This window comes from Blautia sp. An81 (genome assembly GCF_002161285.1).
In the GTDB taxonomy this organism is placed as follows: Bacteria; Bacillota; Clostridia; order Lachnospirales; family Lachnospiraceae; genus Blautia; species Blautia ornithocaccae.
Genome location: NZ_NFHH01000016.1, coordinates 29,735 through 50,417 on the forward strand (window position 1 = coordinate 29,735; position 20,683 = coordinate 50,417).

At 44.7% G+C, this 20,683-nt stretch carries 17 protein-coding genes and 1 pseudogene; all 18 read right to left on the reverse strand.

Going from position 1 to position 20,683, the window contains the following annotated elements:
* Positions 1 to 10 precede the first annotated feature (10 nt).
* Complete coding sequence (gene recD2 / locus B5G33_RS13610) at positions 11 to 2,230, reverse strand: SF1B family DNA helicase RecD2 (RefSeq protein ID WP_087418034.1); 2,220 nt, start codon at positions 2,228 to 2,230, stop codon at positions 11 to 13.
* Positions 2,220 to 2,867 carry a hypothetical protein gene (locus B5G33_RS13615; RefSeq protein WP_087418035.1) on the reverse strand — a complete coding sequence of 216 codons (648 nt, stop codon included), beginning with the start codon at positions 2,865 to 2,867 and terminating at the stop codon, positions 2,220 to 2,222. Before B5G33_RS13615 ends, recD2 begins: the two co-directional genes overlap by 11 nt.
* Before the next feature lie 36 nt (positions 2,868 to 2,903).
* On the reverse strand, positions 2,904 to 3,587 hold the full coding sequence (locus B5G33_RS13620; protein WP_087418036.1) for a single-stranded DNA-binding protein: 684 nt from the start codon (positions 3,585 to 3,587) through the stop codon (positions 2,904 to 2,906).
* A gap of 801 nt (positions 3,588 to 4,388) precedes the next feature.
* Positions 4,389 to 5,102 (reverse strand): response regulator transcription factor, encoded by a 714-nt coding sequence (locus B5G33_RS13630; protein WP_158229625.1) that lies wholly within the window; start codon positions 5,100 to 5,102, stop codon positions 4,389 to 4,391.
* A 396-nt stretch (positions 5,103 to 5,498) separates the two neighbouring features.
* Positions 5,499 to 7,463 carry an ABC transporter permease gene (locus B5G33_RS13635; protein ID WP_087418039.1) on the reverse strand — a complete coding sequence of 655 codons (1,965 nt, stop codon included), beginning with the start codon at positions 7,461 to 7,463 and terminating at the stop codon, positions 5,499 to 5,501.
* A gap of 14 nt (positions 7,464 to 7,477) precedes the next feature.
* Complete coding sequence (locus B5G33_RS13640) at positions 7,478 to 9,709, reverse strand: FtsX-like permease family protein (RefSeq protein ID WP_087418040.1); 2,232 nt, start codon at positions 9,707 to 9,709, stop codon at positions 7,478 to 7,480.
* Complete coding sequence (locus B5G33_RS13645) at positions 9,699 to 10,466, reverse strand: ABC transporter ATP-binding protein (RefSeq protein WP_087418041.1); 768 nt, start codon at positions 10,464 to 10,466, stop codon at positions 9,699 to 9,701. Before B5G33_RS13645 ends, B5G33_RS13640 begins: the two co-directional genes overlap by 11 nt.
* 99 nt (positions 10,467 to 10,565) lie before the next feature.
* Entirely contained in the window at positions 10,566 to 11,579 is a 1,014-nt protein-coding gene (locus B5G33_RS13650; protein ID WP_087418042.1) for a sensor histidine kinase, read from the reverse strand.
* On the reverse strand, positions 11,576 to 12,244 hold the full coding sequence (locus B5G33_RS13655) for a response regulator transcription factor (RefSeq protein ID WP_087418043.1): 669 nt from the start codon (positions 12,242 to 12,244) through the stop codon (positions 11,576 to 11,578). The genes B5G33_RS13650 and B5G33_RS13655 overlap by 4 nt, the downstream gene beginning before the upstream one ends.
* 156 nt (positions 12,245 to 12,400) lie before the next feature.
* The gene (locus B5G33_RS13660; protein ID WP_087418044.1) at positions 12,401 to 13,048 is read right to left on the reverse strand and encodes an ABC-2 transporter permease; all 648 of its coding nucleotides are present in this window, start codon (positions 13,046 to 13,048) and stop codon (positions 12,401 to 12,403) included.
* Positions 13,041 to 13,901 carry an ABC transporter ATP-binding protein gene (locus tag B5G33_RS13665; protein ID WP_087418045.1) on the reverse strand — a complete coding sequence of 287 codons (861 nt, stop codon included), beginning with the start codon at positions 13,899 to 13,901 and terminating at the stop codon, positions 13,041 to 13,043. Before B5G33_RS13665 ends, B5G33_RS13660 begins: the two co-directional genes overlap by 8 nt.
* The gene (locus tag B5G33_RS13670) at positions 13,894 to 14,277 is read right to left on the reverse strand and encodes a GntR family transcriptional regulator (RefSeq protein WP_087418046.1); all 384 of its coding nucleotides are present in this window, start codon (positions 14,275 to 14,277) and stop codon (positions 13,894 to 13,896) included. Before B5G33_RS13670 ends, B5G33_RS13665 begins: the two co-directional genes overlap by 8 nt.
* Positions 14,278 to 14,952: 675 nt before the next feature.
* Positions 14,953 to 15,093 carry a hypothetical protein gene (locus B5G33_RS21705; RefSeq protein ID WP_204247395.1) on the reverse strand — a complete coding sequence of 47 codons (141 nt, stop codon included), beginning with the start codon at positions 15,091 to 15,093 and terminating at the stop codon, positions 14,953 to 14,955.
* A 167-nt stretch (positions 15,094 to 15,260) separates the two neighbouring features.
* A complete protein-coding gene (locus tag B5G33_RS13675; protein ID WP_087418047.1) occupies positions 15,261 to 17,684 on the reverse strand; it encodes an ABC transporter permease in 2,424 nt (807 codons plus the stop codon).
* Between the two features lie 13 nt (positions 17,685 to 17,697).
* Entirely contained in the window at positions 17,698 to 18,363 is a 666-nt protein-coding gene (locus B5G33_RS13680; RefSeq protein WP_087418048.1) for an ABC transporter ATP-binding protein, read from the reverse strand.
* A gap of 180 nt (positions 18,364 to 18,543) precedes the next feature.
* Entirely contained in the window at positions 18,544 to 19,575 is a 1,032-nt protein-coding gene (locus tag B5G33_RS13685) for a sensor histidine kinase (protein ID WP_087418049.1), read from the reverse strand.
* Positions 19,572 to 20,264: a response regulator transcription factor gene (locus B5G33_RS13690; RefSeq protein ID WP_087418050.1), complete on the reverse strand. Its 693-nt coding sequence runs from the start codon at positions 20,262 to 20,264 to the stop codon at positions 19,572 to 19,574. Before B5G33_RS13690 ends, B5G33_RS13685 begins: the two co-directional genes overlap by 4 nt.
* Before the next feature lie 299 nt (positions 20,265 to 20,563).
* A pseudogene (locus tag B5G33_RS22390) lies at positions 20,564 to 20,680 on the reverse strand (winged helix-turn-helix domain-containing protein); the annotation flags it as partial.
* Between the last annotated feature and the right edge of the window lie 3 nt (positions 20,681 to 20,683).

Sequence of the window (20,683 nt, forward strand, 5' to 3'; positions counted from 1 at the left end):
TTTCTCTCCTTTAAGCCGTCTTCTCTCCCTGCTTTTGCACTTCCTGCATAATCCTGCGGATCTGCTGCGCAAACCGGGTATTCCTCCGTGCTGTGAAGTCCGTCCGGATGGCCTGGGCGATTGCACGTTTGCTGCCGACGATCAGCACCTTTTTCTTTGCTCTTGTCACCGCCGTATAAAAAATGTTCCGGCGCAGCATCCTCCTGAAACAGGGCAGCATAGGCAGGATTACCACAGGGTATTCGCTTCCCTGGGATTTATGGACAGACATGGCATAGGCATGGGTAAGGGGCCAGTAGTCCTCCCCTTCATATTTCATGATCCGGCCATTTCCAAAATCCACGCGCATCTTGGTCGTGCCTTCCTCCTGATAAATATTCAGCACGCTTCCCACGTCCCCATTGGATACCTCGTCATTGTTCTTTGTCTGCATCACTTTATCGTTCTGCCGGAAAGTGACCTTCCCATTGGCGGCTTCCGGATACCCCCGCCGTTTCGGGTTCACAATTTCACGGAGCATGGCGTTCAAAGCATCTGAGCCAGCTTCCGTGTCCTTTCGCAGAGGAGACAGCACCTGCACGTCATCCGTCCCGCCTTTATTCTCCTTCAGCTCCTTCTCGTAGATCTCACGGATTTTGGCAGCCGCATCCTTGGCATCTGCTGCTGGGTAAAATCGGAACGTATCATCAAACGTTAAGTTTAACTGGTTTCGGTTGATCTTATCGGCATTGGAAATGATCGTGGAATCCCCTTCCTGGCGGAAGCATTCATCCAGTATCGTAACCGGGATCACACCTGAATCGATCATTTCTTTGAATACGTTTCCTGGTCCCACGGATTCGATCTGGTCTTTATCCCCTACCATCACCAGCCTTGCCCCCGTTTTCACACAGGAAAACAGCTTATCCGCAAGGAACATATCCACCATACTGGTTTCATCTACAATGATTAAGTCTTCCGGCATAGTTGCCAGATGGTTCCACTCTTCCTCCCCGGTTTCTCCTGTCAAGCCTACCGCTTTATGGATGGTCAGCGCGGGATATCCCGTGGTTTCATACATCCTCTGCCTTGCCCTTCCGGTTGGCGCGCACAGTAAAATCATCGCTTCCTTATTTAATTCTTCCTGGATGGCAATGATAAACCGGATAATTGTGGTTTTTCCACGCCCCGGTCCGCCTGTGATGATAGAAACCGGATGCCGGAACACCATTTGGATGGCCTCCTGCTGTTTTGCATTCAGGATCAGCTTCTCCCTTTGCTGCACGCTTCTTAAAATCCGGTCAATATTCACGGACATGTTCTGCTGAAGGCTTAACTTTACCAGCATAGCTGCAGCGCCAAGCTCTGCCTTAAAAGCTCTCGTTGTATAGAAAGCTCCGTCGTAGCAGACCAGCTTCCTGTCCTTATGGATCATTTCATTTCCAGCGTCCTTGATTGCCCGGTCTGATACGGTTCCCGGCGCCTTCCTGTGGTTCAAAAGCTGTCCTGCGCGGTTTAGGATCTCCTGCTTATTCAAAAACAGATGCCCTTCCCCCTCTGCCTCAGCCATGACATGCTCGATCGCGGCTTTGATCCGCAGGGGATCATCGGCTTTAAAGTTTTTGGCCTTCACAGCAATCGGATCCACGGTCAGGAACCCAAACCCTTTCACCTCACACAGCCGGAAGGGATTTTCCCTGACAATACTAACCGCCGCGGAACCGAAATGCTCCTGAATCAGCGCAATCTTCCTTGGAGTGATCCCAAACGGAGCCAAGTGTACCATCAGGTCACGCATACCGGTACTTCTCTGGTAGCCTTTTAAAATCTCCTCCAGCTTGCTTTCTGTAATCCCCCGTATTTTCAGAAGCTCTTCCGGCTGGTTTTCCAGTACGTATAGGGTTTTCTTTCCGAATTTTTCTACAATATGCTCCGCGGTAACCGGGCCGATTCCTTTGATGAGAGTCGAAGAAAGGTATGCCTTGATCCCTTCCTCCGTTGTAGGTATATGGACATGAAAGCAGGAAACCTCATACTGCCATCCATATTTCCTTTCCTTCCACTCTCCTGTCAGTTCCACTTCAAGCCCTTCGTCATTCGGCAGTTCCACTCCAACCGCCCGGAACAAGCCGTAGTACCCTTTCTGCTTCGTCACAACCTGCTTTGGAAGCTCTTCCTGGGTTTGATAATCAGCGACCGTGTATCCATTCCCGGAATTGTAATAGATCCTCTGTACCGGCCTACAAAGCATACCTGATTCCCCCTTTATTCCAAGATACCCAGACATATTTCCTGCCTGGCCGGATGGAAAAACCATCTTGTTTTAGTTCTGCCTTTGCCGCAAGAATCTTCTCTCCCGGATAACCGCGAAGGACCGCGATCCGCTGGAACTGCTCCCCTCTTCGCACAGAGCAGATCCCTTCCCGGCTGATTGAAAATTCCCTGATCCCTTCCAGGTCAAGCCTGCTTTTCATTTGCAGGAACCGTTCCCTGCCCTCATTTTGATACCAGGAGACCGCAAGACAGTCCCCTTCGTCCGGCATCTTCTTTTCCGATTCCTTCGGTTTCGTTCTTACCGGTTCCGCTGCCTGTTCCTTCCCATTCTCTGACGGAGCATTGGCATCCTCGGCCTTGGGATTTTGTTTTGCGGCATCCTTGTTTTCACTGCACTGTTTTTGGTTATGCGTTTCTTCACCTTTCTCCTCCTTTGTTTTCCACGGCTGTTGGATGATCCACCATGCCAGTATAATGGGGCCGGCCAGAGATAAAGACTGAAACAGGACCGCAATGAAAAACGGCCATAAAAATGGCGAAACCAGCAGTCCGAATATCCCTGTTGCCACACATAGCTCCTTATTCTTTTTCATCCATCCTTCGAAATCATTCATCCCGTCTTCCTTTCTGTTTCCCGATAAATGTCCGGATTAATCGAAATCCAGTTCCTCATCTACCTCATTCATATCCATGTACTCTTCATCAATGTCCCTGCTTTGCCTCGAACTGTTCCTGGATGCAGCCGCTCTGCCTCCAGCGTTCCTTCTGCCATTTCCGGTTCTGCTGTTTGCCCCGGCCCTGGCGTTTGCTCCCCTGGCCGATGCTGTCCTTTCTTCATGTTCTCTTTCATAGTCTTCTTCGTATGCCGGTTCCCTGCGGTCTCCGCTTCTTGCTGGCCGGCTGTTTGCGCCGCTCTGATCCCTGCTCGCTGAACCCGGTCTTTTAGACCGCCCCGCGCTGTTTCTTCCATTCTGGGCGTCTTGCTCTGCCTGCATCCGTTCCTCCATCGCCTTTTTGCTCTCCGCAAATTCGATGTCTTCTGCCATCAGCCGCATGCCATATACTTTTTCCCCGTTCCGGTTCGTGTAATTATCATTCTCCATCCTTCCGGTCACGATTACTTTCAGGCCCTGCAAAAGATACTGTTCCACGAACTCTGCAAGCCTCCCGAACGCTGAACAGGTAATAAAATCCGCTTTCACCCCGTCCCGCCGGACAAACTTCCGGTCTACTGCGATGCGGAATATGGCTACTGCCATTTCACCGTTATCCGTCTGCGAATACCGGATTTCCGGATCTCTTATCAAGCGTCCCATAAAGATAGATTTGTTCATTTGCCATCCTCCTGTTTTAGGTGTTCTGCAAAAAAATAGCATTTAGAATCACTCATTCTAAATGCCCTGCAAACGTACTTCCCTTTCTGATCCTGTCTGTTCCCTATGATTCCCATGCTTTATCTTTCCACTTTGTCCTTCACCCCCTTCACCGTATCCTTTTTGTATCTGTATCTTTTATGGGAACAAAAAAAGGCCATTTAGAAGTCATTCTAAATGGCACACGATCCCTCTCAGCCAGGAATATCAGATTCCTCATACTTATCTTCCGGACCCTACCGGAACGAAACCTTTTTACTCATCTGCTGATGAATACAAATACAAATTTCATTTTCATATTAGCACAGGATATTGTGTTCGTCAACTCAATTCTAACTATATGTTGTTTCTTTACATTGAATTCTCGCATCGTTTCTTCCAGCATTCCAGAACCAGTACCCTGATCCAGATAACATCTGGCTATCCAGCTATAAAGGAACGTCCGTCGGAGGGTGCTACTTTTTTAGCAGCTCTTTTACCTTTTCAAAACCCACCCCGAAAACATAATGGGAAAATTCTTCCAGGCGAAGACAGTGCATCTCCCATAAAACCTGCTCTTTCATATTTTTCATAAATTTTAGGTCCGAAATAAAGGAACACCCTATTTTCTGCTGCATATCCTCAAAAATATCCTCATTCCGTCTGCCTTTCGTTATCCTTTTTTTCCTGCGGCCCGCATCTATGTCATACAAAAAAGACAAATCTCTATCCGTAAAATGCTTGAGCTGCTTCACCTGTTCTATATAGAAGCGGCTTTTACGGCTATTCCCCTTCCATGAGATACCCGATGCCATATATATTCTGAATATATTTTGGTTTTCCCAAATCATCTCCCATCTTCTTACGGATCCGGTGTATGTGGGCCATGATATTCTCATCGTCTTTGAGATACTCTTTTCCCCAGACCGCCTCATAAAGCTCTTTATGGGGGACTACCTGATTCAGATGCAGGATCAGATATTTCAGGATTTTAAACTCCAGCTTTGTAAAAGCTATCGTTTTTCCCTCCAACAGAACCTCCCGCTTTTGCGGGATGATTGAAATGGAGCTGCCTCCTACCTTGACAGAAAAAAAGCCTTTTTTCTCGCACCGTCTTACCAAGGCCTCTATACTTACCAAAATCTCCTCCTGTGTCTGAGGATATGCCAGATATTCGTCCGCGCCCGCGTGAATAAAGGAAACCTTTTCGCGGATCTGCCGTTCCCGGTCCTCTGCGTCTGAAACGACCAGGATCAGCCCAGCAAACGCTCCTAACCGTATCTTCTTAATCTGATGCAGGGTGTCCAGAGTCTCATTTTCCGTTTCGATGACAAAGAGTATTGTGTCCTTTTGTAAAACTGGGAGTTCTCTACTTTTCCTGCCCCATTCATCATGCCCATACCTGCAAATGCGGTATTTCGGGGCGAAGCACTTGGTAAGCACATGGTATAATCCTATTTTTTCTGAAAGTATGATTATATTCTTGTTTCCGTTCATAAAAATCTCCATTCCGCAGCCTTCCAATCGGCGGCACAAAAAGGTAATGAAAGTGATTTATACTTCTACGTTTTCGTGTTACAATAAATTTGATTTTATAAGGCATTCCCGGCATCAATACCAGATGCGTCTGGTTGTTTTGCTCTTGAGGTTCAGGTACGCCTCTTTATTTAAGTTGGATTATTCCCTGAAATCAGTTCACAATGGGAACTGTTTTTATGTCTATGTTCGTCTAAATGGTAGTTAGGAGCTACACATATAGCCCCTCCCTTTTAGTCCAAATGGGCCAATCCGCACAAGGCAGACCAGCCCATTCCGTTGCGGCAGGTTACAGGCCTGCCTTAAAATAATTTTGCAATTTATAAATATCTCCAGTATAAAATATAATCTATTTTCTTATCTCATTCTAGGCCGAAGAATAACTTTTTTGAATAGGAACATCGTTGCGCCAAAATAGGTCAAGTATATGGTGCAGAACAACAGAATCGTTATTACACCGTAGAGTATTACAAGTCCCTCCTGCAAAATTGCTTCCCCGAAGATGAACTGTGTCCCTACAATCAGCAGGTTGGTAAGAACAATTGGAAAGAAAAGTGGGATCAGGAACACAGTGGATAATTCCTTGCGAACCAGGGAAGCCTGCTTCTGGGCTGATACGCCCATCCGGTCAATTACAGCATAATTTTTTTGATTTTTATCTATGGCGGAAAGCTGCTCAAAAGCCAGCACCGAGCAGGAAAGTATAATGAAGATGATGCTCAAATACAGCCCGCAGAAAGAGATTGTTGTGAATCCAGTCAGTGAATTGGCAATACCCCACGCCTTTACCGTTACCCCCATCGTCACCCTTTCCGGCAGTTCCTGTCCGGGTTGGATGTCTGGCAGCCATGTACCGCTGTTCAAAAATTGTCTTAGTTCGCTTCTCAACTCCGGGTATCCGCCATCCTCCAGCTTCATTACCAGACGGATTTTCTCCCCTGATAGCTGGGAAACTGCTTCACCCGGCAGGACAAGCACATACCCATTTGTTCCAGCCATTTGATACTGTTCCATCGGTTCAGTCAGGATCGGCGTTTCCGCTACGGTCAAAGTCTGGCCGTTCAATGTAATTTCCGGCTGCTGTTCCAATCTCTGCCGAATGTCATCCATATAGTTCCATGTATCACAGTGAACGAAAAATTCGCTGCTGTCTATGGAAACAGGAGAAAGCCCCAAAATCTCCCGCAAGTGGTTATAGTCAGACAAGGCCAAGGCTTCAATGGCTTCATCGGGGACTGCATACAAGTAATAGGTTACGCTGTCCTCCACATTGCAGCGCGCCTCTACAAAGGAGAGGACGGAATCCATGCTATTTTTTGTCAATGGCGCGTCAATAGCGACTCCGGTGTCATAGGGATAATACGCCTCCATGTTGGCTTTATAGCCTGCGCCCATCGTCAACCCCACAAACATTGTTGCAAGGGAAATCGTCAGCAAGATTGCCACAACAGCCATTGTGCGCCCGGAAGATTGAATACGCCTGCCGATCTGCCCCAGGAAAAACAGGTTTTCTTCTCGATATTTCCGGTGCGGGCTCCGTTTCGCGAATTGGTACAGCAAGATTGGGATCTTCCGGTGCAGCTCATAAACACCTACAAGAATCAGCAGACAGGCACCGCCACCGTACAACAATGCTTCATTGGTCTGAATATGAAGTCCTTTTTCCAGCAGAATCACACCAATAACCATAGCGGCGACGGAGAGCAAACCGGTCAGGATACTTCGATGCAAAGACTGAAAACGGATTTCCTCGTTTTTTTGATTATCATAAAGCAGATCAATCACTTTCTGTCGCCGGATGACCTTTGCGGCGCGAAACATTCCGAATCCATACATCAAGATGAAGAAAAACAAGGTCATTCCCCACGCGCGTAAAGAAAACAAGACCCGGTAGGTGTGCGGAATCTCAAAAATATTCTGGACCACCTGATTCAATAGCCCGGATAGCCCGGTTCCGGCCAAAGTCCCCAGCAAAAAAGCCACTCCGCCAATTATGCCGTTTTCCACCAAAAACAGATTGCGGACGGTTTTCACCTCCATGCCCATCAGTTCATAGGCGGCAAATTCTTTTTTTCGTTGACCCAGCATAAACCGAATGGCATATCCGATGACAAATGAGGACATGAAGGCGATTAATACCGAAAGTATCAAAATGCCCGTGGTAAGCATTGACATATTTTCTGTCATGGCGAGAATGTCTGGTGAGAATCCCAGCGTCAAGAAGGAATACATCAACGCCGCGGTCAGTGTAAGCGTCACAAAGTAGATGATATAATCCCGCAGGCTCCTGCGGATATTTTTGGCGGCCAATTTCCAGTACATCGCATATCCCCTCCTCACTTTAAAATGCTGGAGCTGCCGCAAATGGAACGTTGGAACAGAATCCATGTGCTGATGAAATAGCAAAGCAGCAGCAAAGCAAGAATACCTGCCGTTATGCCGATTTGTATCATCAATGTGCCAAAGCCAATATAAGCTGAAATTTCTGCGGATACAGTTTGAATAAAGTAAGTAAGTACAATCGCGGAAACAGTGACTGCCACAAGGATCGGAATGCCAAACCAGACGCCTAATTGCTTCAGCACAAGTTTCCCTATCTTCTGTTCGTCAACTCCAATCTTTCGCAGTACGGAAAAACGGTATTTGTACTTACTTGCGTCCAAAAGCTGCTGCAGGGACAGTATTGTAAGGCAGATCACCATCAGGACGACAGCTCCGTAAAGTAAAGAAGCCTGCAAGACAAAGTTATTTGCCTTTGTGCTGTTGATCTGCAGGGTACTTAAGCGGATTGTGTAGCTGACGCCAGTATCCGTAATCTCCGGATACTCGTCTGCAAAAGCCTGTTCCAACTCACGGGCGTTTTCATAGGAAATATCTTCAGACGTAGTGATATAGCGGTTCCTCATAACCGGAAGTAGCTTTTCACAAACGCTGTCCGGAAATACATAGAGGATATTCGTGTAAGAATTATAAACGGTCTCTCCGATTGCTTCCTCATAATACGGCTGCCCGGAAAGAGTCAATTCTCCGGCGTCTGTCATTACGCTGGTATGACTTGCCAAAAAACTCTCCCGCTCTTCCTCAGAAGCGATTGTCTGCCATTGCGTCGTGAACTCGTTTTCAGACAGAGAAATTTGCTCATACCCTAACATTTCCCGGATCATGTTATAATCACTCAATGAAATCGCTGCAACAGGGAAGTCATATTTTATTCGATTGTGAAAGTCCTCTCTCTTCGGAAGATAAATGTTGAATGTACAGTCATAATCCGCCTTAATGCCGTGTTCCGCAAGATAGTCTGTGACAATCTCATAATTATCACGGGGAAGATCTTCTTCACTGTATACATCATTGTATCTGGAAGAAATCTGCACATCATACATTGACCGTATATCCAGATACCCCGAGGCCCAGCCAACCAAAACAGGCGCAGCGATAAACATAAAAATCGCAAGCACTAAAGTTATGCTTATAAGCGTCATGGTCTTACTGGTGGTATTCAGTTTCGATACAACCTGTCCGAAAAAGAACAAATTTTCGCCTTTGTATCTATGCTCCGGCGACTTTTCTTTCCACGCAACAATGAAGCTGCTGGCAAGATAAATCAATGAGCAAATGAAAAAAACTAAATCAGCCAGAATGAATAACATGTATTGGTTGACTGTACCTGCCCCCAACGGAAGATAATATTGATTGACCAAAGACGGTACTCCAGCTGCTGTGCAGACGTTCAGGGCAGCGCAGATCATCAGTCCAAAAATAAATTGGGGAAAACCTGTTTTTTTCTTCCTGATAAGCCATAATACAGACCAGAGTAAAGCAACTGCCGGTATAATAATGTTGCCCCAGAACATGATCTGAACCGGCGCAGCAAAACGGCTGTCATAATAAAACCAGACTTTCTGAACTCCTGTTACAAGCATCCATATCGTGAACAGCTCAAATATAAGAGCTGTAACTATAATCCAGCGGCTCTTTTTCAGTTCGGGATCATTTTTCCGGTCTGCCGCAAGCATATCTATAAGTTTGGTTTTCCGTATGGTGCGTGTGTTGAACAGCCCTACCGCAAGAAAGCTCAGAACAAAGAAACCAACCGTCAGAACAACTGTATCCGGGAACAGTGTCCATGCAAGTTCGTAGCTTTTCCCGTAAGAGGTCAGCAGCATTGCTGTAATAAACTGTGAACAGAACACACCGAGAATGATTCCGGCGGCTATCGAAATCATTCCCATGACAAAGGTTTCTGCAAAGAAAAGCCCTGCAATGGTTTTCTGCTCCATCCCCATGATGGCCTGTACTGCAAATTCTTTTTGCCTGCGCCGCAGCATATAGTTGTTGACAAACCGTATCAGAAACAACAGAAATAGAGTAATCACGCAGATCGCTATCTTCATTCCATCACTCAATATCGTAAAATCGTATTCGCTGCCAATATCCGGCTGATAGTAACTGCTGGAGATGGACAGGAACGAATAAAAGAGCATGACACAGATCGTCATGGTCACAATATAGATCAGATAGTCTTTGACAGAACGTCTGGCATTTCGGAAAACCAGTTTAGCGTACATCGCTCACTCCCCCTCCCATCATGGTGAGGACATCCAGAATCTTTTCAAAGAAAGTCCTGCGAGAATCGCCACCTTTGAGAATCTCTGTAAAAATCGCACCGTCACGCAAAAAGAGGATACGGTTGGCGTAGCTTGCAGAAAAGGCGTCGTGCGTCACCATCAATATTGTTGCCCCGAGCGTTTCGTTGATGCTCTGAATGGTGGAAAGCAGCATTTGGGACGAGTGGCTGTCCAAAGCGCCGGTGGGCTCATCCGCCAAAATTAGTTTGGGCTGGTTGATGATTGCCCTGGCGCAGGCACACCGCTGTTTCTGGCCGCCGGACACTTGATAGGGGTATTTGTCCAGAATATCCGTGATGTTCAGTTTTACGGCCATTTCCCTCACCCGACCGTCAATCTCGCCCGCGGGAACCTGGTTGATGGTCAGTGCCAGGGCAATGTTTTCACTGATGGTCAATGTATCCAGCAGGTTAAAGTCCTGAAACACGAATCCGAGATTTTCCCGGCGAAACCGGGCAATCTCCTTTTCATTGATCTCGGTCACATCGGTTCCATCCAAATAAATATGTCCCGCACTGACTGTATCAATGGTGGAAATGCAGTTGAGTAAGGTAGTCTTGCCGGAACCGGACGCGCCCATGATCCCCACAAATTCCCCTGCCTGAACGGAGAAGCTGATGTCCTCTATCGCCTTTGTGATAGTTCCACCATTCCCATAATACTTCTTGATATGATCCAGCTTCAAAACTTCTTTCATAATGTCATCACCTCTGACTTCTATTATAAAATAGTGCAAACATTGTTTGTATCAAATTTTCTTACGAAATTCTAACAAAAATGTAAGAAGTGCAGAACTTCAGCCCTGCACTTCTTGGATCAGACAGTTAATGTGAAATGAAAGGGAAATGGCTGTGCCGTGGTCCGATGAATCCGCTATAATGCCGATACCCAGCTTTTCACAGAGCCGTTTGCACAGGTACAGGCCAATTCCAGTTGATTGCTGAACAGTGCGCCCATTCTGCCCGGTAAATCCCTTTTCGAAAATACGCGGCAAGTCAGCGGAGGGAATTCCAATCCCATTGTCCTCCACCACAAGGACCACCTGATCCTGCTGCCTGCTGGCAGAAAAGTGGAGAATCGGCTGCTCAGAACGGTACTTGACTGCATTGGCAATTAACTGATTCAGAATGAACCGCACCCATTTTTCATCGGAATAAACTGTATCCTGCATTTCCTCCACTTCCAGATGAATACCATTTTGAAGCAGCAAGTATTTGTTATCCGCAATCGCCTGATGCACCACATTGGACAGTGCCATTTCCCGAACAGAGTAATCTTTTTCCGTATGCTCGCTGCGGGCGTAGTAAAGAGCCTGTTCGGTGAAGCGGGTGGTCTTTTCCAATTCCAGCAGAAGTTCTTTTGTCCAGTCTGTCCTGTGGTTTTCACACAGCAGCTTCATAGCGGTGATGGGCGTTTTAATCTCATGAATCCACTGTTCGATGTACTCCCTGTATTCCAGACGTTCCCGCTTAACTTCACTGATCTGCTCCAGCATAGACTTCCCGGCCATTTTCAAAATCCGATAATAGACCTGATCCTCTGCCTGTTCTGGTAACTCCATCACTTCGGAAATCAGATAGCGTTCTGAGAGCTGTCCAGTCATGTCCAGGAGCCTTTGCATCTGTCGTTTTCGTTTCCAATAAGTAAAACCCAGTCCTACCGATACAATCACAATCCATGCAATAAGGATCAGCAGAACAGCGGACAGAGAATTACCGATCACAAATAGGAACACGGTGAGCGCGATCATACAAACCAGATTCGTCAGCAAAAAGGGCAATCTGTTTTTCCAATACAGTTTTCTGTTCATAGTGTGTACCCCTGCCGATGCTTCGTTTTAATAAAATCTTTTAAGCCAATACCTGTCAGCTTCTCACGGATACGATTGATGTTGACGCTCAAAGCGTTGTCATCTACATACAGCTGGTTATCCCACAAAAATTCGACAATGTCGCCGCGAGAACAAATTTTACCCGCATTTTTGAACAGGTAGTAAAGGATTTTCAACTCATTTTTTGTCAGATCCACTCTCCGTCCTCCGTATTCCAAACTGCTGGATTCCAGATGCAGAATCGCACCACCATAAGTCAACTGTTCGTTTTGCTGTGACGGATAAGCCCGCTTGAGCAGTGATGCAATTTTAGCAAGCAGAATTGCCGTGTTATAAGGTTTAGTGATGAAAGCGTCGCCGCCAAGCATAATGCTGTTGAGTTCATCCATATCGGTATTGCAGCTTGTCACAAAAATGATCGGTACATCAGAAAAGGTGCGGATTTGAGTACAGAGAGAAAAACCGCTGATTCCCGGCAGTTTAATATCCAGCAAAATCAAATGTGGCTGTTCGGCTTTGATCCGGCCAATCATATTCGAAAAAAACTCCGGTGCTGCTGTTTCATAACCGTTGCTTTGCAGCAAGATATTCAGTTCGTTCCGTATTAACGGGTCGTCTTCGATTATAAATATTTTTTGTTTCATTTTATCTCCCGGTCAAATTGGCTTCAACGATCCTTATTGGACTCGTCTCTTTTCTTTTTTTCTTCTCGATATTTATGGATGAGTTTATTCCGAATAGGAACACCGACACCAATTAGAATCACTACTGCTAAAATCGTGAAATCCATACTCTCCACCTCACATTTCTTTATTTTTCATAATCTGGATAGAGAACCAGATTGACATAGCATACATAACCACAACCAAAACAATGGCAAGGGCGATAAGCAACATAGGTGAATTGGCAATCGTATTGATAATGGGATTGTCAGCAGGTAATTTAGGAAGAAGGAACAAAGTCACCAAAAAACCCACCACTGGAATATACATAAACACCCTACCTTTGATGGAACCAAATTTGTAATATCCAGGAATCTGAAACACCGTATAAAGCGCAAACAGAAACAGGCCGCCAATGGCTGCGCTGATAATGTCGAACTGCTCAACGTTTTCTCCCAATGCCCGCAATACAATCGGTTGTGTAATAAGGGAAATCACCAAAGCAAGAGCTCCTAGCGAAAAAACAAAAAGATACCGACCTATCACCATTTCACTTTTCCTTACAGGCAAAATACCGTATAGGCGCTCCATACTATTTTTTTCTGTGACAGAGAATGTGTAGCCAGTTGTCATGGCTATAAAACACATAGCGAAAGAAACACCCGTCAGTATAGAACGGTTGATGGCCGCAAAAGCGATAGGGAGAAGCATGGTAAAACCAATCACTTTGACATACGGTTTTACAAGTGAAAAATCCAATTTTGTGGCTTTCAATATATTACTCATAATCTTCACCTTTCTTGCTTGTAAATACAACGATTTCATCAATGGTAGCCGGTTCAATGTCCAAGCCAGTAAATGCTCCAACATCTTCAGCTTTGACCAGAGCTTCAAAACCAGTCGGAAAAGTACGAACACCCACAGCTTTCGCCTGCAAGTCGGCGGACAGTTCATTTATACCGCCCTTGATGATACGGAACATATCTACAAATTCATCCTTGCTGCCGGTGAAAAAAAGTTCCCCATAGCTGATGTAAGTGATATAATCAGCGGCTCGTTCCAAATCGCCAGTAATATGGGTGGAAAACAAAACGCTGTGTTCCCCGTCCTCGATATATTCCGAGAGGATCTGAAGCAATTCATCTCTGGACACTGGATCAAGACCACTGGTAGGTTCATCCAAAATCAACAGCTTTGCGTCATAAGAAAATGCACAAGCCAGCATCAATTTCATCTGCATCCCCTTTGAAAGTTCTTTGACCTTTTTTGTCGGAGCAATATGGAATTTCCGTAGCATTTCGCCAAACCGCTCAGAATTCCAGTTGGGATAGAAAACAGAGATAGATTTCTCGACCTCAGTAACTTTCCAATCATCGCTGAAATAATTGGCATCAAATACAACACCGAGCTCCGCTTTTGCTTTCTGCTCGTCAACGATATTATCAAGTCCCATGATCTTTATTTCGCCGCTGTTACGCTTCAGCATATTCAGAATGAGCTTGATTGTAGTTGTTTTGCCGGAACCATTGGGCCCGATCAGCCCCATGATATAGCCTTTAGGGAGCGTGAAAGTAATGTTGTGAAGCTGAAAACTGTCGAAAAACTTTGACAGATTTTTTACTTCCAAATAATTAGTCATCTGTATTCGCCTCCAATAAAATATCTAAAAGATGATGTAGTTCCTCATTAGATAGGTTAGCAATTTTTGCTGCTTTTATAGCTTCTGTTAAGCTATTTTCCACTTTGCGGATTAACTGCTCCTTCATAAGTTCGGAGACGCTGCCAAGTACAAAACAACCGCGGCCCTGAACATTTTTGACAAACCCTTCCTGTTCCAGTTCTGTATAGGCCCTTGTAACTGTCAAAACACTGATCTTTAAGTCCTTTGCCAGAGTGCGGAGAGAAGGCAAGGCTTCTTCCTCTTTTAGTTCTCCCGACAGGATAGCGGCTTTGACCTGCTGTTTAATTTGCTCGTAAATAGGTACGCCTGATACATTTGAAATAATTAGTTTCAATCCATCCTCACCCCTCCTGCTTTAACTGTTATGCTTTTATGCATAACAGTATAACACACGCAACAGGAGATAGCAATACATATTAAAAAGTTTATATATAACAAGAGGTGTTTTTAATATTAGTAATTACTTAGTTCTTTAATAAATGAATAAATAAGGGATAGGATCAGTCAGTTTGGTTATACCCATGATATAATTGATCTCTGTGTCAATCAGACAATAGTTCTTTCAACCCTGTTGAACCCCTGTGGCTACTTCATAGAAAGTCTGTTCCCCTGACAAGGATGTTAACTTCAAACCAGCTGGCTGTTTGTTGGAGTTCATGGGTGACCATTTTGCAGTGGGGTTCGCATCCGCCCATCTCCCACCGAATTCTGATATCGCGAGGGTGTTGATGCTCCATGATTGTGGGTATTACTAAGCCAGTTGACCACGAATATTCTTACGAAAAAAGGTAATCCTATGAGCTCGCTTTGCGTCGGTATTGATGTGAGCAGCAAATCCAACGTGGCATATCTGATGAAGCCCGATGGCTCCAAACACAGCAACTTCTTAGTTTCCAATTCCCGGTAGCTTGTGAAACGCATTATTTCAGCTATCATTTCTGAATTCCTTACAGACGTTGTCATCAGTCTGGAGGCAACCTCCGTTTATGGCGACAATCTCGTCTGCTTCTTAAGGGAAGAATTCTATTTCTGTATCTTCTGCAAGACGGTTTTCCGCATCGAAAAGGGTTGCGACTAACACAAGGTTAAAGCCTTTTTCACCGCCTTTTCTATCTATATCATAATATGTAGCACCATTCTCATCTATCAAATCCCTTTATGACCAAAGTTTTTTATATGTCAAAATCCTTTTGCAAATTCAAAATCACACATTTTCAAAAATTACCTGTATTAAAAATACCGCTGTGTCTCCTGCAAGGTGGAACCACAGCGGAAGATAGATAAAAAGAAACATATTTCTTGGATATTTCAAACGCTTTATTCGATTTCCCGCAATCTCTCCACAATAGATTTTTTCTGAAGGAGATAAATTGTCGCCTTTGTTATAATTGCTGGCATGATAAGAACGATAACCGCATAGAAAAGAGCAAACCCAATCGGATAAGCCCAATGAAGGTAGTTCATTCCTATGCTGTTCAGACCACGAATCAACATAAGCCCTAAAAATCCACCTGCTAAGAAGGTGATAATGATATTCCATGCAGCAATCAGTCCGGCCTCACATTGTACCATGCGATTAAGCTGTCGTTTTGTCATACCAATAGACTGTAAAACAGACAATTCCTGCTTTCGGGTCATAATATTTGTTACCAGCGTATTGATCAGACTAATCAAGCTGAACATCATAATAAAAATGCTGATGCCAATAATTGAGGTTAAAAGTGTGTTATACATTCCTGTGTTGTTGTTGATAGAATCCCTCAAAGTACGCATTTGTAAATCATGTGAACTGGAAACTATGGAATTTAACTGTTGCGTGATTTCTGCTTCTTTGGAATCCCATTCAGTCGAAAGAAGTACCTCTGAATTGATATTATATCCCTCTGGCAGCATGGCACGAATAAGCTCATCCGGCATTAAAAACCATCCAGATGCGCCGAGCGCAGTAAAACACTCTGGATCGTTGTATGCTTTCTCGTTTGAAATTTCACCGCCGATGGAAAATACATCTTCACGATATTCTGTGCCGTCAAACCATTCAAATTTTATAGTATCACCGGGCTGAAATTTCCAACCGTAAATTTCTTCTACTGCGTCATTTTTTAAGACAAAGATTTCTTTGTTTTTTATAATGTCTGAATAATTCGCGTCCGTTGTTTCCATGTACTGTGATAGATGTGCAAATTCTTCTTCTGTAAATGGAACTATAAAATCTTCATCACGGCGGCCATTATATTCAAATGTGCAATATAGTTTTTCAAATGGTATTATCTCGTTTACTCCGTTTACTTGAAATACCTCCCGCATAAAAGTATCATTAAGCGGATTATTGACTTGTACTCCTGCATACCCCAGTTCATTTACCTGCGCTGCATTTTCGGATAAATAAACACGGATTTCTCCATACTCCATGATCCCGTTTCTGGCGTATGCCTCCTGATTGAAAGAAGTCAAAAAGGTAGAACCGACCATAAAAATTATGCCACTGATCTCCAGAGAGAAAGTAGTCATCAGAAACTTTTTTCTATTGCGTGAGGTGTTCATTTTTGCCAGTAAAAAAGGTGTGATTTTTCTGGACAAGTGCATAGGTGGCTTGCAGTTCTGTAATGACCCGTTTGTCCTATACGCCTCAATAGGAGATACCTTGCCCGCAATTTTAGCGGGCTTACTGATGGAATATAAAACGGCGATGTACTCCACCAAAATAATCAGACCGCCCCAAATGAGAAGGTTCCTCCATGACCATCCCTCGGCATTGAGAATCCCTGCAAAAATGGAGCCAACGGCTAACCCCAAGGGTGCGCCTATGCAAAACAGTAAAGTTCCCTCTCGTTTTACAATCCGTTTTATCTGTTTGCCAGTAGTCCCTATTGTTCTCAACTGTCCAAAGAATTTAATACGGTTAATAATAGAGATATAGAAAATACTGTATATCACGATCACACCGGCAAACAACACTACAAGCCCGATGCAAAGGGCAATGAGCATATTTTGGGGATTAAAGGTCAAGGACTGGACAAAAGCACTGTTTTCTCCGATGCTTGGACGGTCGATGTTACAATCGGCTCCGATTGCATGAATGGTATCGAGAAATTCATCTGCTGTCATACTTCTGGCGTCTCGTATTTGGGCGGCAGCTACAAATAAAGTGTCTTTCAACTGACTTCCCCGTTCTGCGTACTGTTCAGAGAAATAGATGGGGTACACATCAGAAGTGGAGCCGGTATCTGTAAGGCCGGAAAGCACAAAAGATTCTTGCGTTCCGTCATAAAAAGAAAAAGAAATTGTGTCGCCAATTTTTAGATTTTCACCAATCCGTTCTAAGTAAGAAACATCAACAGCAACCTCATTTTCAGCCATAGGATATTGCCCCTCTGAAATTTCAGCACTTTGAATGTTTCCCTCGGATTGTTCAATATACATCGGCCAGATCACATAGTTTTTTATTTCAGAACGCTTGCCGTATTTTGTTACTCTCATTTCTGAAATCCGACTGTCCTGCCGGAGTGTGTCACATTGCTGCTCTGTAATATCATAAAAAAATACCTGCTGCAAACTTTCCAACTGCCGACTATTTGCAGTCTGCATTGAAGCAATATACAGAGCCAACCCGGACATCAATGCAACGGAAAGTAAAATCGTCAAGACAATCAAAATATTTCTCATTTTTCCAGCCTTTACGCTGTTTTTTGCCAGCTTCTTTGTAATGGCACTGGTATCATTCTCAAACGGCCATGTCATAGTGTTCACCCCCTTAGCCTATGATTTTCCCGTCCTCAATGCGGACAATACGATCTGCAAGGCGGGCAATATCGTTATTGTGGGTAATCATAACTACGGTTTGCCGGAACTCCGCACTGGTTCGTTTAATAAGCCCAAGAACATCTGCGCTGGTCTTGCTGTCAAGGTTTCCGGTAGGTTCATCGGCAAGAATAATCGCTGGTTTGGTAATCAAGGCGCGGGCAATCGCTACTCGCTGCTGTTGACCGCCGGAAAGCTGGTCTGGCATATTGTTTAGTTTGTCATCCAGTCCGAGCATACTTACAATGGTATCCATAAATCGCTGATCTACTGTGTCGCCGTCCAGTTCCACCGGCAATACGATATTTTCATACACATTCAGGATAGGGACAAGGTTATAGTTCTGGAAGATAAAGCCGATATTACGGCGGCGGAAAATCGTAAGCTGTTCATCGTTCATCTTGGACAAGTCTTTATCCCGCACAAAGACGCTGCCGGAAGTGGGCGTGTCCAGCCCACCCATCATGTGCAATAAAGTGGATTTGCCGCTGCCGGAAGTACCAACAACAGCTACATACTCGCCATGGTCTACGGAAAAATTTACTCCGTCAAGGGCGCGGGTAATGTTCGGTTCTTCGCCATAATATTTTTTAAGGTGAATCGTCTGCAAAACGCTCATATATAAAAACTCCTTTCAAGGTTCCCTGCCTGTTGATAAGAATAGTATAAAACCCAAATGTCACAGAAATGTCCGCGCCAATGAGAAATTCCATTGAAAAACGCGCCCAAATGTTACAAAGCACAGACATTTCAAAAAGAAATTGCGGCGGGCAGCTTCAAGGTACTGTCCGCCACTCACTTATCGTAAGGGAAGCATAATCGAAAAAGCAGAGCCGCTTCCCAATTCCGATACCACTTTAATGTAGCCGCCTTGCTTTGTAACGATCTTACGCGCCAAATATAAGCCGATACCAACCCCCGGCTGTTCGTGGACTTCTTCTTCACGATAGAAGCGACGGAAGATCGCCGCTTGGTTGCTCTCGGAAATTCCTTTGCCGGTATCGGCAACTTTAATCTCTGCATACATTTCCCATTTTTCGACGGTTACAGTGATTTTACCGCCCGCTGGCGTGTATTTTACTGCATTGTCCAGCAGGTTAAAGAGGGCTTCGGCTGTCCATTTGCTGTCATGGGCAACCGTCAAATTTTCGGGGCAATCTACGGAAACGCCAATTTGCTTATTGTCCGCAGCATACACAATCCCACTCATGGCTTGGGCGACAGTATCATAAATACGACCCGGTTTCTTTTCCAAACGTATCACGCCTGTTTCCAGTCGGGAAGTTTTCACAAGAGCCTGAAAAAGAAAATCCAGCTTGTCCGTCTGGCTGCGGACTCCCTGAATAAAATCAATTCGCTCGGTTTCCGTTACCGGCCTTGTTAGCAAAGTATCTGTTACCATTTTCAAATTACTAACCGGCGTTTTTACCTGATGAGAAATATCCGACACGAGTGCTTGTAATTCTTGTCGTTCTTCCTCTACTCTATGGCGGTTTTCCCGCATAATTTGATAAAGACGGGTTAAACGGTGATTGATACGGGCAAAAAGGGTTTCGCTATTGTCTGCCGGTTCCGGTTCTTCATCGCCATTCATCATATTGTCAAGGGTTTTACATAGATCAGAAGTAAATCGGGAAAGTCGTTTCCCGAAAACCTGCGTCAATACCAAAACCCATACAAGGGCGCAAACGATAAGTGCAGCTCCCGCTATCAATACCGCAACTTCAAGCGTTAAAGAAAATAAGATAAATGTGATCGCTGTCATGGAAAGCAGCAGCCCAATGCAAATCCATAGGAACAGTCGTTGAACAGAGAGATGGCGGTTTTTCATTTTGCGTCGCCTCCCATCCATTGATAACCCATGCCATAAATCGTCTTGATATAGGGCGTGCCGCCATCTGCTTCAATTTTGCTGCGAATACGGCTTACTGTCGTTGTCAGCGTATGCTCGTCAACAAATTTTTCCTCTACATCCCATAGCTTTTCTAAAAGTTGCTGGCGGGTAAGTACCTGTTTGGAATTTTTACGGAACAGGTTTAACATCTTGTACTCCATCGGGGAGAGCGTCAACGTTTTCCCATTTAAAGAAGCTGTCTGCTCCGAAAAGTCAAGAAACAGCCTGCCGTCATCGTAAATATCTTTTGCAGGTTTATGATGTTCCAGCATAGAGAACATGGCTTTAATTTTCCGCTGCAAGGCTCCTATGACAAAAGGCTTGGTGATATAATCTACCGCGCCTACTTCGTAACCGCGTATTTGGTCGCTCTCCTGATCGTTAGCAGTCAGAAAAATAACAATGGTATCAGGGTGATCCGGCTTTATCAGCTTACACAGTTCAAAACCGTTCCCGTCCGGCAGATTAATGTCAAGTAACACTAAGTCAAACTCCCGTGTTCGTAAAGCCTCGATAGCGGTTCTTGCGTTCAAAGCAGATGTTATTCCGTAACCATCTGCTGCAAGATTATAGCATAGCATTTTATTCAAAAAGCTGTCGTCCTCAACAACCAATATGTGCTTCATCTCACAACTTCCTTTCTGGTTTTGTATGTATTATAACATGCAAATGTCCGTGAAATGTTACAGCAGAAAGTTTTTTGATTTTATTTTGTTTATTTTAGATAATACAGGCTGGCAAGTAATGCAAACATATACATGTTTTGTGATTTTGACCGGATTGCACCAGCCAAAATGCTTGTTGAGGGATAACCCCCAAGCCCCCAAGATCACCACCCTCGGTGACGGCCATGCGTCCTACGGACGCTAAAAAAATCTTCAAAAGGAAAGCTACAGGGTTGGTAATTGCTCCGCAGCTTTCCTTTTCATATATCGAATTTATATCCTACGCCATAAACGCTTTTTACATAGTCCGGTAGATTCGGGGCAAGCTTGATCTTCTTTCGCAGATTGCTTACATGATTATTGATTGCCTTTTGGGAATG